Source organism: Halobacteriovorax sp., assembly GCF_041587335.1.
Lineage (GTDB): Bacteria > Bdellovibrionota > Bacteriovoracia > Bacteriovoracales > Bacteriovoracaceae > Halobacteriovorax.
Window position 1 is genome coordinate 1 of sequence record NZ_JBFGYP010000064.1, and the last position, 16,527, is coordinate 16,527.

Annotated in this window: 17 protein-coding genes; 9 read left to right on the top strand and 8 right to left on the bottom strand. The window is 35.5% G+C overall.

Annotated features, from left to right (window positions below; all coding sequences use genetic code 11):
• Positions 1-564 precede the first annotated feature (564 nt).
• The 3 genes from ABX784_RS10175 (at position 565) to ABX784_RS10185 (ending at position 2,950) form a co-directional block, all read left to right on the top strand.
• On the top strand, positions 565-717 hold the full coding sequence (locus tag ABX784_RS10175; protein ID WP_372654924.1) for a hypothetical protein: 153 nt from the start codon (positions 565-567) through the stop codon (positions 715-717).
• A 128-nt stretch (positions 718-845) separates the two neighbouring features.
• Complete coding sequence (locus ABX784_RS10180; protein WP_372654925.1) at positions 846-2,012, top strand: hypothetical protein; 1,167 nt, start codon at positions 846-848, stop codon at positions 2,010-2,012.
• A gap of 56 nt (positions 2,013-2,068) precedes the next feature.
• The gene (locus tag ABX784_RS10185) at positions 2,069-2,950 is read left to right on the top strand and encodes a PHB depolymerase family esterase (RefSeq protein ID WP_372654926.1); all 882 of its coding nucleotides are present in this window, start codon (positions 2,069-2,071) and stop codon (positions 2,948-2,950) included.
• A 288-nt stretch (positions 2,951-3,238) separates the two neighbouring features.
• Here ABX784_RS10185 and ABX784_RS10190 read toward each other — a convergent pair whose 3' ends face one another.
• Positions 3,239-3,976, bottom strand: coding sequence for a hypothetical protein (locus tag ABX784_RS10190; RefSeq protein ID WP_372654927.1), 738 nt, complete (start codon positions 3,974-3,976; stop codon positions 3,239-3,241).
• Between the two features lie 141 nt (positions 3,977-4,117).
• The gene (locus tag ABX784_RS10195) at positions 4,118-4,906 is read right to left on the bottom strand and encodes a mechanosensitive ion channel family protein (RefSeq protein WP_372654928.1); all 789 of its coding nucleotides are present in this window, start codon (positions 4,904-4,906) and stop codon (positions 4,118-4,120) included.
• 98 nt (positions 4,907-5,004) lie between these two features.
• Here ABX784_RS10195 and lexA point away from each other — a divergent pair, with 98 nt between their 5' ends.
• Genes lexA through ABX784_RS10215 form a run of 4 tightly spaced genes read left to right on the top strand, consistent with a single transcriptional unit; the run spans position 5,005 to position 9,167 of the window.
• Positions 5,005-5,628: a transcriptional repressor LexA gene (gene lexA, locus ABX784_RS10200; protein WP_372654929.1), complete on the top strand. Its 624-nt coding sequence runs from the start codon at positions 5,005-5,007 to the stop codon at positions 5,626-5,628.
• Positions 5,629-5,630: 2 nt separating this feature from the next.
• Positions 5,631-6,737: a DNA polymerase IV gene (gene dinB / locus ABX784_RS10205; RefSeq protein WP_372654930.1), complete on the top strand. Its 1,107-nt coding sequence runs from the start codon at positions 5,631-5,633 to the stop codon at positions 6,735-6,737.
• A gap of 1 nt (position 6,738) precedes the next feature.
• Positions 6,739-8,778, top strand: a complete 2,040-nt coding sequence (locus ABX784_RS10210; protein WP_372654931.1) for an alpha/beta fold hydrolase — start codon at positions 6,739-6,741, stop codon at positions 8,776-8,778.
• A gap of 53 nt (positions 8,779-8,831) precedes the next feature.
• A complete protein-coding gene (locus ABX784_RS10215; protein ID WP_372654932.1) occupies positions 8,832-9,167 on the top strand; it encodes a hypothetical protein in 336 nt (111 codons plus the stop codon).
• A 52-nt stretch (positions 9,168-9,219) separates the two neighbouring features.
• Here ABX784_RS10215 and ABX784_RS10220 read toward each other — a convergent pair whose 3' ends face one another.
• The 5 genes from ABX784_RS10220 to murI form a co-directional block, all read right to left on the bottom strand.
• Positions 9,220-9,990 carry a hypothetical protein gene (locus ABX784_RS10220; protein WP_372654933.1) on the bottom strand — a complete coding sequence of 257 codons (771 nt, stop codon included), beginning with the start codon at positions 9,988-9,990 and terminating at the stop codon, positions 9,220-9,222.
• Positions 9,991-10,077: 87 nt separating this feature from the next.
• Entirely contained in the window at positions 10,078-11,253 is a 1,176-nt protein-coding gene (locus ABX784_RS10225; protein ID WP_372654934.1) for a hypothetical protein, read from the bottom strand.
• A gap of 65 nt (positions 11,254-11,318) precedes the next feature.
• The gene (locus ABX784_RS10230; protein WP_372654935.1) at positions 11,319-12,524 is read right to left on the bottom strand and encodes a hypothetical protein; all 1,206 of its coding nucleotides are present in this window, start codon (positions 12,522-12,524) and stop codon (positions 11,319-11,321) included.
• Between the two features lie 123 nt (positions 12,525-12,647).
• Positions 12,648-13,928, bottom strand: coding sequence for a phosphopyruvate hydratase (gene eno, locus ABX784_RS10235; RefSeq protein ID WP_372654936.1), 1,281 nt, complete (start codon positions 13,926-13,928; stop codon positions 12,648-12,650).
• A 60-nt stretch (positions 13,929-13,988) separates the two neighbouring features.
• Entirely contained in the window at positions 13,989-14,768 is a 780-nt protein-coding gene (murI, locus tag ABX784_RS10240; protein WP_372654937.1) for a glutamate racemase, read from the bottom strand.
• Between the two features lie 50 nt (positions 14,769-14,818).
• Between murI and ABX784_RS10245 the strand changes: the two genes are divergently transcribed.
• Both ABX784_RS10245 and ABX784_RS10250 read left to right on the top strand, forming a co-directional pair.
• The gene (locus ABX784_RS10245; RefSeq protein ID WP_372654938.1) at positions 14,819-15,256 is read left to right on the top strand and encodes an acyl-CoA thioesterase; all 438 of its coding nucleotides are present in this window, start codon (positions 14,819-14,821) and stop codon (positions 15,254-15,256) included.
• Positions 15,249-15,944 carry a hypothetical protein gene (locus ABX784_RS10250; RefSeq protein ID WP_372654939.1) on the top strand — a complete coding sequence of 232 codons (696 nt, stop codon included), beginning with the start codon at positions 15,249-15,251 and terminating at the stop codon, positions 15,942-15,944. Before ABX784_RS10245 ends, ABX784_RS10250 begins: the two co-directional genes overlap by 8 nt.
• Here the strand turns inward: ABX784_RS10250 and ABX784_RS10255 are convergent.
• Positions 15,922-16,527, bottom strand: a 606-nt coding sequence (locus tag ABX784_RS10255; protein WP_372654940.1) for a hypothetical protein, incomplete at its 5' end; no start/stop codon positions are given. The two genes, ABX784_RS10250 and ABX784_RS10255, sit on opposite strands and share 23 nt — an antisense overlap.

The following is a 16,527-nucleotide window of genomic DNA, read 5'->3' on the forward strand; positions in this document are numbered from 1 at the left end:
GTTATCACACATAAAGTTAGAGAAACAGTACTTATAAACACATAAATCTTTAACATAACTCTCCCTAGAAATTATTGCTACAAATACTTATCAGAGATGTGCTCATTAAAGTTATCAAATACTAAAGCAATCTCGGTGCCAACTATTAACGAAGAAACGTGCTTTAAAATGCCTAATCCGTACGAGAAAAGACATACTGTTCTAAAAAAAGAACGTCTCCTGCAATGAGATAATTACAGTTATCTAAAAACCACTTCTAGCGATGAAAGCAAAGACTTATCCAAATAGATTATAAAAGTAATGAACTATGTGCCAGGCAACTAGAGTAAGGAGGGTTAAAGATAATTTCTAAGTACAACCTAAAGACGGTTCGACAAAACCTTCTCCACTAGAGATTAATTTCAAATTTGTGTATAATAGAAGGGCATCAGGAAGATGCGAGGATCGATGATCAGTGATTCACTAACCACCACCTACGCAAGTACCTGAAATATAATATGTTCTGTTTTTTTAGCTTAGCTTATTTATCCAAAGTGACGAAGAGCTTAATAACTGGAGATTGCTATGAGAAAATTATTACTAATTGCATTTGCTCTTACAATTACTGCATGTAGTTCAACTGCTAACAGAGAAATTGCAAATGACAAATGTTACAATCACTCATTCACAAATGAGAGAACTTACTTTGATACAGTAGAAGAATGCAGTGATATTTAATATCACTGCCTCTTTTGTAAAAAGTCCTCACACCTCGCGTTAAGTTTTTCCTAACGTGATTCTCACTTTCACTTAGATACCTAGTATGTTAATCAAGAGACCAGTATTAATTTATAGCTGGAGCCAATGTGAAATACATACTCATTTTCCTTTTATCTGCACTAAATTCAAACGTTTACGCCTTAGACACAGAAGTGAAAGGTTTTATTGCACTTAACACTCTTTCTTATGAGTCTGTTGAAAACCGCGACCCAAGCATGAAAATGGGAATTGGAACAATTGATTTAAAGTTTTATTTTAACCATGAAGATTTTGGAGCAAAAATTAAGCTAGACCTAGACGGTCAACTTGATGAACCAAACAACCTCTATGAAGAAGCAATGCTTACTTGGAGACCTGAGAGAAATTGGCGTTTTGGAATCGGAAAAGGAAAAGTTAGAATTCACCAAGTATCATACGGTATTCTTGAGTCACACTATATTGACGGTGGATCACTACTTGGAACTAAGCACAGCTTTAGAGACCAAGATAGAAAAATTATTGGTGAAGCAAGCTACGGTGGCTACAGAAAAGGTTTTAGAAATACTTTAAACTTCTTTGCAGACGCAAGACAGCCTAAACCTTCTTACGACACAAGAAACCCTGTTGGATACGAAACAGATAGAAGTAACCCAGACGAAGGAAAGGGAACTATTGTCTACGAAACTGAAAAAGAAATTGATACTAGAAAAGACATCGGAATTTCTAACAAGTTCTACTACTACCCAAAAAGAGGCGCTGAGTTCGCAATTGGTGCACTAGTTAGAGATAGAAAGATTGATTACAACTTAAACTGGGCAGCAGACTTCTCAGGAAAATATAAAACTGGTGACTGGCAATTTGTATTTGAATATACTTTTGCCTATGTAAGTAATCATCCAAATGATCGCTATGCAGTTGAGCACCAATATGAACAACTAGGTCAATTACAAGTTCTTTACGAATTAACAGAAATCACTACACTTAAACTTAATACAGAATTTGCTTTAGTTAATTCTCAAGAGTTTAACAAAAATAATATTCCAAATGGTGTTGGACAATTAAACGGAAACAGAGGGCAAAACGCTCATACAAATAACTATAAAATTGATTTTGGTGTAATCTGGAAAATGGCAAAGAGAGTAAACTTCAAAGTTGGTGCTCTTTACGAAAGAAAGTATGAGTGGAAAGCTCTTTCTCATCTAGGTTACGCTCACGGCTATGCAGGATTTACTGATGCTTGGGCGCTAGGTTCAGGTGTTAACTTTTGGTTCTAATGAGAACTTTAAGGTTTTCAATATTATTTAGTATATCATTATTTGGGTCAAACTCTTTGGCCCAAACAGTTTCTCACAAAATACAAACTGCCTATGGGACAAGAGAGTATAAGTTCTACTCTCCAAGCTCTGCATATAATAACTCTCCTACCGTTGTAGCAATTCATGGCTGTAAACAAACAGGAGATGTATTTGCGAGAGGCTCTAGACTTTATCAAGCTGCTAGTAAATACGGTTTCAACCTACTTCTTCCAGAGCAGGACAAGAACACTAACCCATACAATTGTTGGAATTGGTTTCTTCCTCACAATCAAATAAGAATGGGTGAGGCCTCCATTGTTGTGAAGTCTATTCAAGATGCTCAAAAGAAATATAGATTAAATAAAGATAAATACTTTGTACTTGGAATGAGCTCAGGCGCGGCCATGGCAAATATTCTAATGAATTGTTACCCAAAGATGTTTAAGGCCGTGGCCTCACATTCAGGAGTACCATACTCAGCGACCTCAAATCCCCTTCTAGCGACTCACGTTCTAGAAAATGGCATGCTAACGACCCCACAATTAACGGCCCTAAAAGGGCTGGCCTGTGGACTCTATGCTCAAACAAGTGTTCCAGCACTAATTATTCAAGGGGCCAAGGATGAGGTTGTTGCACCAATAAACGCAGAAGATCTAGCTCAACAATATAAGATTTATAATTCTTATTCATACGAAGACTTAAAAGTAAGCACAAGAAGTGTAGAGCGCACTGATGGCCATAACTATCAAGTTAATAGCTGGAGAGATCGAAGCGACAAAGTAATAGTTGAAGAAGTAATGATAGAGAACCTGAAACATAAATGGTCAGGTGGCGATGATAGTTTAGACTATAATCAATCTAAGGGACCTAATGCTACTAAAATGATCATCAACTTCTTTAAAGCAAATGGTCTATAATTCTAAAACTTAATAGACTTCTATCTAGATACCTAAATCTATAACGATAAGAAAATATCCAAGTAGAAGTATTAGATCTTTCACTTCATAAAATAATCCTTCCCATTTATAACTATAGATACTTCTCTAAAACTTATTAGAATAAGTGAATAAATAAAACAGACGTATTAAAAAATGAAAACAACACGAGTCTGGATAGTAAAAAACTGAAACATATTTGATTATATAGATACTTTTAGGAGAAGAAATGAAACGAGAAAGAAGAGCTCTTTCTCGTTTTATATTGAATTAGTAAAGTTTCTTGATTTGACCTTTACCAGTAACATGGAATGATTCAGCAGTTTGAATCTCTCTAAGAATACTCTTTGCTGTATAATCAACTCTAATTGCAGCACCTGCAATCGGACTATCATTTGATCCATGATTAACAATTGATACTAGCTCTGATCTCGCACTGAACTCAAATCCCCAGCTAACACTTACATTACTTGCTTGAACATTTAGACCTGTAATATATGCGCCCTTATCTTCGTACTGACCACCATGTTGAAAATAAACAGTGTAATCAAAGCTTATAACACTAGATCTAAATCCGTTCTTAAAGTCTACTCTATAAGTCTTTGCCATTGGCATGCTCCAAGAATGCATGTCATAGAATTCAATTAATTCACCATCGAGAGTTTTTGGAAGAACACTTATAGGGTCACCCATACTTGTATGTATAACCGGTTTACCTGCTTCAATAATTGGCCATATTTTTTTACCAAGTGCAATTAACTTATCAATAACTAGAATAATTTCACCAAGGTTTTTATCAAATCCTTTATACTGAGAGGCCCAAACAAGCTCATCTCCAATCTCAATTTCTTCTACAGTGATTTCTGATATTGTATGATAGTCAACATCGTAACCTTTGGAGTCATCAGACCCATCGATCTTTGTTTGAGAAAAAGGAAGATTTGTAACTTCAGCGGAAGCTGAAAGTGTAAGGATGATAAGTAACGTGGCGGTAATAATTTTTTTCACGAGTCTCTCCTCTCTAGAGTAAAAAATACATACCTACTTCTACAAATATAAAAATAGTAAGTCAATCAAATAAAAACTTACAGCTAATACATCTCATTAGGAGTACTTATAACAAGACTTATAACCAGTTGTAATAATGGACTATGAATTTTTGGCCCTTAAATAGTCTTTTAGAATTCTTTGCTCAATCCTACCCTTAAGACTTGCAGGGGCCGTAAATCTTACAATGAGATCTAGCTGGTCTGGAGAAATTACATTGATATGAACTCTCGGTTTTAAGATAGGTATCTCAAGGTGAGAGGTCTTTTGAATACGATCAAAGTGTAACTGCGCTCTCTCGAAATAGTCACTACAGTGCTTCTCACATATCTCTAATAAGAGTTTTTCACTTGCTTCCCAGTCCGTTGATCCTTTAACTGGAATTTTGAAAGTATGTAGAACATAGTTCTTCAAGTGAGATTCATTAATAAGACAATTAGATAGAAAAATACTATTTGGAATGACTATACTTCGACCTGTGAGTTGGTGAGTTTCATGGCCTGGCCCTATTTCTAAAACCTTAGTAGAAAATAGAGATCTATCAATAACATCTCCTCGAAGACCATTAATCTCAATTCTGTCACCAATATGAAAACTGTTTTGTGAAATTTTAAAGATTCCACCAAAGAAATTTAATATGAACTCTTTAGATGCAATAATTATAGCAACAAGAATTGCAGCAAGGGAGAAGGCCAAGGACTTTAATTCATCGGCCCACAGAATAGCTGTTGTTAATAAGATTAGGAATGAAATAAATGAGTTTAGATTAACAAACCACTTTCTTCTTCTTTCAATTTTCATACTAGTAGCATTGTTTAAAGCTCTAGCTATAATTGCTCTAAAAATAAAAATACAAATTAAAGCTACAACACTTAAGAGTACTTTATTCATGTAGACGTTATCGAAAACTAAATTCTTTAAATCCATATTCAATTACCCAAAAAAAATAAAGTCTTGACTTACGCAAAACTTACGCTCAAAATATAGTTATGAGTATTACTAAAAAACAAAAAGAAGTTCTCGATTTTATTACAAACTACTGGGATGAGCATGAAGTCGCTCCTACCCAGAAAGAAATCAAAGAGGCCTTTGGGCTTAAATCTTTTGGTTCAGTACAAAGATACCTTAAATATCTAAAAGATGCAGGCCATATCGACTCAGATTGGAACGCAAGACGTGGATTAAAACCAAAAGAGAATCAAATAACATCTTCCAATGACTCTACAATTGATATCCCTCTTCTAGGAGACGTGGCGGCAGGGATACCGATCGAGGCCATAGAGAATCCAGATAACACTATTGGGATACCTGCCCATATGATTAGAGATAATAAAAAGTATTACGCTCTTAATGTTAAAGGTGACTCTATGATTGAAGATGGTATTCACAATGGTGATGTCATAGTTTGTAGACATCAACAAACTGCTAATAGAGGACAAACTGTTATAGCAATAGTTGACGGTGAAGCGACAGTAAAAAGATACTCTCCAAATAAGAACTTAATCGAACTTATTCCGGCAAATAGTATGATGGATACAATAGTAGTAGACCCTAGAGAATCTGAATTTTCTATTGCGGGAATTCTCGTAGGTCTTATGAGATCTTACGAATAACGATGGACAGGAAAATTATCCACATAGATATGGACTGTTTCTACGCAGCTGTTGAAATGAGAGATAATCCAAAACTAAGAGATATTCCCCTGGCCATTGGTGGCCCACCAAATTCAAGAAGTGTACTTTGTACCAGTAATTACATTGCTAGAAAGTTTGGCGTAAGGTCTGCCATGCCTTCATCTGTGGCAATAAGAAAGTGCCCTCATTTGACGATTATTCCACCAGACTTTAAAAAATATAAAGAAGCATCTTCAATTATACACAATATCTTTAAACGATTCACAGAGACTATTGAGCCCTTAAGTTTAGATGAGGCCTTTCTAGATGTGACCCACTCTGAGTACTTCAATGGGAGTGCCACTTTAATAGCAAAAGAAATACAAAGATTAATTTTTATTGAAACAAGACTTACAGCATCAGCAGGAGTTGCTCCAAATAAGTTTTTAGCAAAGATAGCAAGTGACTGGAAGAAGCCTTCAGGTCTATTTGTTATTACACCAGAAGAAGTAGATGATTTTGTTAGGCCATTAGATGTTAGAAAAATACCCGGTATAGGAAAAGTAAGTGCATCAAAGCTTTATGATTATGGTTTAACCAATTGTGAAAAGGTTAGGGCCTGGGACATTGAGAAACTTGAGACTATTTTTGGAAAGATGGGAAAGTCTCTCTATTATAAATCGAGAGGAGTAGACAAAAGAGAAGTTGTCTCAACAAGTGATAGAAAGTCTATTTCTGTTGAGCATACCTTTAAGAAGGATATTGCTGATATCTCAATATGCATAAATTTTATATCGGGATTGAGAGAAGAGCTTGTAGAACGAGTAAAGAAATACCAACAAAAATATGGAACTGAGAAAAAGATAGCTAAAGCATTTGTAAAACTAAAATTTCAAGATTTTCAAACAGTAACAGTTGAAAAAAAGAAAGAAGACGAATTTTATACTGATTTATGGCATGACTTTAATTTTAATCTAGAATTATCAGAACATATAGAAGAGCTTGCAAAGATTGCTTATCAAAGAGGCCAAAGGCCTGTAAGATTGATTGGTATAGGAATAAGACTAGAACAGGGTGTAATAGGGCCAAAGCAATTAAAGTTAATTTAATATGAAAAAAATAGAACTTCCATCAAACTTTATTCAATTATTTAATAGTGATGAAAACTTCATCATGAACTCAAAAGTTACATTTAATGAGTTTCTAAATAAAGCTAAAGCAAGATCTAATTTCTATAAAGATGATAAAAGAAAATGTATATCTCTAAGCGTTGAAAATACTTTAGAAAACCTTATTGAGATCCTTTCCTTATGGTTATTAAATAAGTCCGTCATTCTACATTCTCCAGATACTCCTGAGGATACAGTTGAAGAATATGAGAGAGAGATCAATAACACTTACCTCGATAGCTCATTTAATATCTCTTGTTTTATATTTACCTCTGGTAGTACAGCTAAGCCAAAAGCGATTGCCCTCACATTTGAAAATATTTTCACTGCTGCCAAAAACTATAATGAGCACTTCAATATTAAACCAACAAGCTATCTCCCCATAACACTTCCAATCTATCATGTGGGAGGTCTATTAATCTTTATAAGAGCATTACTTGCTGGAGCTCAAACTAGCATTCACACTCCAGGAAAGCTTACTGCAAGAGAATTTAAAGAAGCACCAACTCACCTATCCGTTGTTCCACTACAACTAGAGAGAATTTTAGATAAAAAAGACGATTTAGAATTTTTTAGAAATACTGTCTTCGTTATTGGTGGAGCAAAAACATCTCTTAGAACATTAGAAAGAATTGAAGAGAATAATATAAGTGCATCCTCAACATATGGAATGACAGAGACTTCTGCCATGATTATGGCAACAGAAGTTAGCAGTAAAGTAGATATTCTTAAGAGCGTTGGAAGACCACTTAATGGAGTCAATATAAGTCTTTCTGATAAACAGACTATTATCATCAACTCCCCGACGATCTCTCCTGTTTACCCAGATCAAGTCATTACGACAAATGATAGGGCCCACCAAAAAGACGGACTATACTTTATTGAAGGAAGAATAGATGATGTCTTTATAAGTGCGGGAGAGAATATAAACCCTCTAGAGATTGAAAATAATTTTATAGAGGAAGGTCTTGAAGACGCATATATAATCCCGGTTGACGATGAGACGTATGGACAGAAGTCATTTTTATTTTATAGGGGAAACGCCTCAGAAAAAGAGGTTAAATCTATTGCAAAGAAGAAGCTCTCCCCTTTTAAAAGACCAAAACATTATTTTAAAGTTCCAGATTTTGCTTTCTCAGGAATTAAAATTAAGAAAGCAACTCTAAAAGAGCTTGCACCAGTGTATGCCAATATAGATGATGCCAGTAGCGTATTCCCCCTAAACTACCAAGGGGACCCTAGAAGGCCTTGGATAATTTTCTTACATGGATTTATGGGAGATAAAGACGATTGGTCCGAGATAATTAATATCTTGAAAGATGAGTTCTTTTGTCTTTGTATAGATACGCCAGGACATGGAGAAAATAAGAAAGTTGATTATCAGACTCTCAATGAGTATCAAGAAGAATTTAAGCACTTCACCAATCTTTTGAATCACAAATTTAGCCTCGTAGGATATTCACAAGGTGGAAGAATCGCCCAAGGCCTAATACTCAATGGCCTTAATGTAGAGGGCCTTATTCTTGAGAGTACTTCCCCTGGAATCGTTGATGAAGAAGAACGAGAGAGAAGATATAAAACAGATTTAAAAATGTTTAAAAATGTAACGAATCAAGATGAGTTAAAAAAATTCCTTATCTATTGGTACCAGAATCCATTATTTGGAGAACTTAAAAATCATCCTCACTTTAATGGTCTTCTTCAAAGAAAAATATCTATAGATTGGAAGCTTTGGCAGAAATCTATGAATGTCTTTAGTGTTGGTAATCAGCCAGATTATAGAGAAGGGCTCTCAAGACTAAAGGGATTGAAGGGCCTAACAATTTGTGGAGAAAATGATCATAAGTATATTGCTTCTTCCATGGAATATAAAACAAAGTATAAATTTGAATTTTCAAAAATTTCGAAGGCCGCTCACAACACTCACTTTGAGAATCCACAAGAATTCGCTGATATAGTTAGTAAGTTCTTAAAATCATAGATACAACTTACCTATTACTAAAGTTATTTAGTCAAATAACCGACAAATGTACTATGAAAATACATAAGCAAACTTCTATTAAATCTTATGACACAAGCCCCGGACGCGGAAACGATGTCGTTCAGGGTCTAAATACGATTAGCTACTCTCTACAGAAGTTAGAAGATCTTACAGAGAAAATTGCTAATCCTGCGACTAAAGATAAGAGCTCACCTTATGCTACGGATAGACCTCATTACGATGCCGCTAGAATCAAGGGTACTGAGAAGGAAACTAAGTGGAGAGAAGTTCCTATATCTAGAGAAGACCAGTTAAAGGAAATAACAAATGAGAATAATAATGAAGTCGCTGCAAATCATAGCTTAAGTAGAAGTTTGAATATAATTTAGACTATAGAATTTAATACGATAAAGAAAGGCCCTCATTTGAGGGCCTTTTTATTTATGACTTTTTAGTTTTCTTCTTCTTTTTTTTCTTTTTCTTCTTTCCAGCCTTAAGCTTCATGAGTGCGAATCCAACCACTCCAGCAATCACAAGGTACAAGATGTAATCAGAAGCGCCACCTGCACCAGATTTCTTCTTCTGTGCCCCTCTAGCAGAGATATCACCAGTAAGACCACCATCATCAATAAGTCCATCAGCATTATCAAGAGCAGATCCAGACTTTGTCTTAGCAGTCCACTCACCAGAGTCTTTCTTTTGTCTAAACACTCTTAGAGTTTCAATAATTTTATCAAAAACTGGTTTATATGAGTTGTAATGATCCTTACCAACTGAAAATGTAACGGCAACACCAAGATCTGATTTAACCGTGGCCATATATCTTGTATAAAAACCTGGAACTTCAGAAGCGAGGTGAAGTGAATCAATCCATTGTTGAGAGTTAACAGATTTCTTTTTTGAGTAAACTGGCTCAGAGACCTGAGTCTTTCCACCAGGAAGAGTAAATGTCTTTGTTCCTTTTAGATAAGCTTGGTACTGCTCTAAAGAATCTTGATTTCCTCTAATCTTAGCGGCCAAGATAATGATGGCCTCTCTCTTTCTGTCTTTGTTTTCAGACTGACACACCCACTCTGTTCCCTCTAGAGCACAACCCCAACCAGGAGGTAGTTCAAATTGAGAGTATTGATTTGTAAATCTCTTTGCTCCAACATTGGCACTTAGAAGTCCAATAGCTAAAGCCGAATAAAGTAATTTCTTCCAAAACATCATGGGTATTTCCCTTTAGAAAATTTAGTTAGTCTGCATATATCTTAACCTAGAGTATTGAAATTACAAAAAAGAAAAATTTTTCCCTTTTTAGTTTGCAAGCCCTCTGGCGGTAAAACCTGATTTAATATCCATTTTCTTAAACTTTTTCGATAACTTAATGATTGCCCAATCTGCTCCAATTTCGTAGACACGGCCCTGGGCAACTAAATCGTTACCGCCAAAATAATCTGTCTTATAAATATCAAACGTTTGACCTTTCTCTACATCTTGAGAGATTCCCTTATCAATTTTTACAAATTTCCCACGTGGAGAGACTTTTATGATGGACGCTTCTAAATCATATTCTTTAAATTTTGATAATTTTCTATCTACTCTAGTTTCACCTCGTGAATTCCAGGCCAGAGAAATTGAGAGCTCAGTCCCCTTATCAGTCGAGACACCACTTATAACTTGTGCGCCTTTAACTCCAACTCTTACCCTGCCAAATGTCTTATATGCGCCAATATAAGGCTTAGAGTATGCTCTATTAGTTGAGTTATAAAGAGCAGACTCACCAAGACCTTGTGGAGGCTTATTCTCTGGCTCAGTAGAATAGGCATCACTCTCTAGAGAAGCTACCCCCTCAAGTCCAGCGAAGAGTGCAAAAGTATTCCAGGCTATTTTACCATTAACATCGTAGAAGATTTCAGGGCTAAGATTATTTGGAGTCCCAACATAGGCAAGAGAGCCATTTAAAGAACTTCCGCTCTTCATTTTATAGGAAAGTATTCCTTTAAAGTGAAATGAGTTACCAGCGTCTCCTAAAAGTAACTCCCCCTCAGGAATATCCGAAACTGAAATGTAATCAGTATTTTCATATAGTGTGGATGAATACAGTAAATCAATTGCATAATGCCAATTTCTAATTGGTTTAAAGGCATATTTAGCGCCGATACGGATACTTTCAGCACCTGACTTTGTCGTCTCTAGTGAAGTAGATTTAACCTGTCTAAAGAGAGCGCCACCACGAAGTTCAAATTGTTGACCAAAGCCATAACGAAAGAGAATATCTCCCTCTAATTGTGAATAGCCTTGATCATCAGTGAAGTCCTCTTGAAGACCTTCACTATCTAAAGTAGATGTTGAAGTCCAAGATCTTCCCTCGAGTTCGAATTGATAACTTTTCTTATTAATGACTTCGGCGTCCGTACCTTTAATTAGCCCATTTTGAGCAAATGAGTTATGCCCTAATATGAGCAATACCGATAATGAAATCCATTTCATACATTCTCGCTAGTTATTCTATTTCATATAGAATAACTTTACTCGGAATATAAATAAAGTAGTAATTAGGCGGCAGATTTTTGTTGAAGTACATGTGGCCTAGGCAAGAAGACATCACTTACCCAGTACTCTCCCTGAATAGAAAAGTTAAAAGATCCATCAACCTCTGTAACAAGGCTATGTATACTCTCGAGTCCGAGTCCGGACTTTCTCTCTCTTATGTCGTGAACATTACTCTCTAGAATTATATCTTCTAATTCTCTCTCAAGATAAGAGTCATTTTCTTTTAGTGAAAGTATTTTATTTTTCACAGAGATATGAAGCCCCTCTCTGTCATAATCAAAAGTAAATTCAATTAGCTTAGACTTCTCTTCTGAAATATTTTTAATTAGGTTATTCATGACTCTATGAAATGTTGGATAATGAACTATTGCTTTCTTGCTTTCTTGATACGAAAAATCAGAGGCAATATCACCTTTAAAAACCATGTGGCAGTCTATGTGCTCAGAACCTAGAAAGTTTTCAACTAAATTGAATAGTCCCATTTTAGCAAACTCAAAACTTACATACTCACTGCTCATATCAAGGTCTTTATGTGAAAAACCGAAGTGATCTTTAATCAAGGTTTGAAAGAGTTTAATCTCATCGGCGACTCTACTAGTATCTAGTGGAGCCAGTCCTTTTTTTTCACTAATCTTTGAATCTAAAAATAAACCAAGCCCGTGAGTATGGTTAATTATGTCGTGAAAAAAGTAGCGTTCTTTATTTGCATGATTTTCTTCTATCTTTTGTTTACCACTCTTAAGTCTATGAAAGAGATTTTTTCTCTGAGCGAGAACAAACTCATTACCAAAGTATATTGTTCCAAGCGTCCACAGACAGAATATTGCAAGGCTTATACCGTCGTTAAAGTGTAAAAATTCTGATTCTTTCACCCCTTGAAAAATAAAGAATGAAGTTAGTCCAATAGAAATAAGAGTCCAACTCTTCCTCTCAGCACTTTCAGGAGTTTTTCCATCTTGATAGAGAAAGTAATACATTCCTGCTAAACAAGGAATTACTGCGATAAAAAGAGGTGATGATGTTTGTAGGGAGAAACTAAGTCCAATGAATGAGAAAATTTGGAAAACAAATAATGCAGGTATTTCCCAACGGTATGCAACCTTTTCAAGATTACCTTTAGCGTGAATGTAGAATTGATAATGGCCTACGAGTAAGAGAGTTGAGAAGAAGTCCAACTGACCTCTTCCACTCATTAAATTTAAGCCCATCCATAACATCACACTTAGATAAAATGACTCCGACAAATAGAGATCAATAAGACTATGTGCTTGCTTCAAATTTTTCTTAAAATAAACCATATAACAGGGGCCTTTTAACTGCCCCTGATTAGCCTATTTTACTGGATTGTAAATGGCCTTATCCCCAAGGGCTTCTTCTATTCTTAATAATTGATTATACTTTTCCATACGATCAGATCTTGAAGCAGAACCAGTCTTAATATGACCAGATCCACAAGCAACAGCTAGGTCAGCAATAAAAGCGTCACCAGTTTCACCTGAACGATGAGAAATTACAGCTTCGTATCCATTTTTAAATGCAAGATCTATGGCCTCAAATGTTTCAGTTAAAGAACCAATTTGGTTAACTTTAACAAGAATAGAGTTTGCCCATTTCTTGTCTATACCTTCTTGAAGGATTTTCTTATTAGTAACAAATAAGTCATCACCAATAAGAAGTATTTTGTCTCCAAGAGCTGCCGTCAGCTTTATCCAACCATTATAGTCAGACTCATCTAAACCATCTTCTATAGAGTAGATCGGATAGTTTTCACATAAATCTGAGTAATATTTAACCATTTCCTCACTAGAAAATGTCTTACCTTGCATCTTATAACTACCATCTTTGTAGAACTCACTTGCAGCTGCATCTAACGCCAGAGAGATCTCTTCTCCAGGCTTATAACCAGCATCTTTAATTGCTTGAATAATGCAATCAATTGCTTCTTCGTGACTTCCAAGATTTGGAGCAAAACCACCTTCGTCACCAACATTAGTTGAGTGATTGAGTTTGCTAAGTACATTTTTTAGAGCATGGAAGATTTCTACACCGGCCCTAAAGTTTTCAGAGAAAGAATTCTTAAGATGTGGAACAATCATAAATTCTTGAATATCAAGATTATTCGAAGCATGCTCTCCCCCATTTATGATATTCATAAGAGGAGTAGGAAGGCGTAATTTACCCGCAGTATTTGGAATATTTAAGTCCTCACTCATGTATTGATACAGAGGCTTACCATTGTCTAGAGCACCTGCTCTACATGCTGCCATAGAAACTGCTAGAATTGCATTGGCCCCAAGCTTTGACTTATTCTCAGTTCCATCAAGCTCTAGCATAGCTAGATCTAGTTCTTTTTGTGCCGTTGAATCTTTCCCAACAACAATAGGCTTAATTGATTCATTTATATTTTTAACCGCTGTACGTACAGATTTACCAACATAGTAAGACTTGTCACCATCTCTTAACTCAAGTGCTTCCCTTGAACCAGTTGAAGCTCCACTTGGCACCGCTGCTCTTCCCATATTGCCAGCTTCAGTAAAAACATCAACTTCAACAGTTGGATTACCTCTAGAATCTAATATTTGACGCGCGTGAATATTTGTTATTTTTGACATGGGTCCCCCATAGAAAATGATTAAAACTCATTGAATTTTATAGGCCTACATGGGTAATTACTAGGGCAAATTTGAAAAATCTTTGGACACAAAGCGTAGGACATCGTCACTGGTTGTTGCTGCAAATTGAAATGAGCTGTTCACGGCGCCAACTTGCTGACTTTCTCTACCAAGTAGGGACAATGTTCTATTTGCCACATAGAGACACGGGGAGAGCGTAATTGTACCTGTTACACTCTCAATGAAGCTGTCTATAAGCGGGTAATGAGTGCACCCAAGGATAAGGTGAGTATATGAGTGTTTTTTGACAAAACTGAGCTCTTTCTCAAGCTCAAGCTTTAACTTCTGCTCATTTTTAGTATTGAAAAAATCTTCAATAATTGAGGCTAAATTTGGCGTTACAACATAAGAGAAGTGCTTATTTGGGTCTAGTCTATCTATCAACCTAGTAAAGCGCTCACTCTTTGACATGAGATCTGTGGTAATAACACAGCCCTTATCACCTTCTTTCCATTTATGCTTAGACAGTGCATTTACAAACGGCTCAACACCAACAAATGGAATATCAATCTTCTCTCTCAGCGTATCAATGGCCATCCCTGTAGCCGTATTACATGCGACAACAATTAAATCTAAATCAAACTTTAAAAGCTCATTAGCAATATAGAGCGATCTATCAACAATTTGTTCTTTAGATTTATTTCCATAGGGAGCAAATGAATTATCAGCGATGTAGTAGACATTCAAGTCAGGCGCAAGTTCATGAATCTTCTTTAAGATTGAAAAACCTCCAATTCCGGAATCAAATATACCTATAGATTGTGCTTTTTTTTGGCCCATTTAATTAATATAGCCTAGAATCACCCTGAATATCAATAAGGTGCTTAGAAGTGGAAAGAGTTAAATTTAAAATTGAGAATAATCCATTCTTTATATGGAAGACTGACCTTCACGTTAGCCATATGAACTACGGGAACCACCTAGCAAATGATAAAGTTCTGACACTATGCCATGAGGCAAGAGTGCGCTGGCTTAGAGAGAAAGGCTTTTCAGAACTAGATATCTATGGCCTTGGGCTAATTCAAAGTGACGCAATGGTCATGTATAAATCACAAGGATATATTGGAGATAAGATTTCAGTAGAAGTATCACTTGGAGAATTTAACTTAAAAGCATTTAGCCTCTATTATAAAATAGTAAATTTAGAAAGTGATACTGAAATAGCCCGAATAAAAACTGGAATGCTGAACTTTGACTATAAAACTAACTCTATAGCTAATGCACACCCAGACTTTTTAGCCTATTTAGAGGAGCTAAAAAATGTTTAAAAAAATGTTTTTTTCAAAAGAAAAATTTATAGAGAACTTCAAAGAAAAGTACCAAGAAGTTTCACCAAAACATATTTCAATTGAAGTATCAGATGACTCACTTAAATCAGTATGGAAGATAAGTGAAGATCAATCTATTGGCGTAGACTTAAATCAAACAAATTTGAAGCTAACAAATACAAACTCTCTAACAAAGAAAGTGACTTTAACAGAAGACCTATTAGGCCATATCATTAATAATAATCAAAGAGTCATCCTAGAAAAAATAGAGCAATCAAAAGAAGCGCTTCACCAATTTCCAAATATCGATCAACCTAGTGATGGAGAACAAAAAGGTGAAGAGTGGCTCAAAGTCACAAATCATGTTCTTAAAGAATCTTTAAATAAGGCATCTACAGATGAGAATTTAATAGTTGAGGCAAAGCTATTTATAGGAAAACTCAAAGAAAGTGGCGAACTCAATATTCGTCTACAGTGCTATAACTTAGACTACTCACTAACATTTCTACCTAATGGAAAGCTCTACTTAAGTGTTTTTGATGATAAGAACTTTCAAAGAGGCCACTCTAAGACCCCAAGTTATAGCGGAGAATTCTTCAATAATCGCCCAGTGATCCTAAATGAATTTATAAAATTAATTTTTGATATATTTTCAAAAAGTAAGATTAAAATTTTCGAGAAAAAGTAATTCCAATATGAGACTCAGGCTCTAATTTAGTAGACTGAGACTGTGAAAAGTATCGATCTTCTTTTTCATTCTTTATTGAAAATCCTACTTCTGGCTTTATTTCCCACTTACCGACCTGTCTTGGAAAAGACATAGCAACGCCTGCACCTGCAGTGTAATCATCTTCAGTCTCTAGACTTCCCTCGGCCCATGCAGACAGAAGAACAAATGGATTCTCCTCACTACCGCCAAGAAGCTCATTGCTACTGAATTCTACTTCTCCACGAGCTTTTATATAAGTATCATCAAAGTTTAAGACATTTTGACCAATAGTTCCTTCAATTTTAGAAGTACACTTCCAGTTACCTAAGTCATTCATCCAAGATTTTCCAATTCCACCGTAAACAGTTAAATTAATCTCATCATCTCTAAAGTCTTGATTATCGTATTTAATATTATTTCCGAGCTTATGCCAGGCCTGCTGAATAGGTCCTGCGGCCCTACCATCATCTGTTAACTCTTCTAGCTCTACACCCATAATAAGATACTTATCTTTATCCATAAGTCGTCTTAAACTAACATCTAATCTATTTCTTTCGAGTAA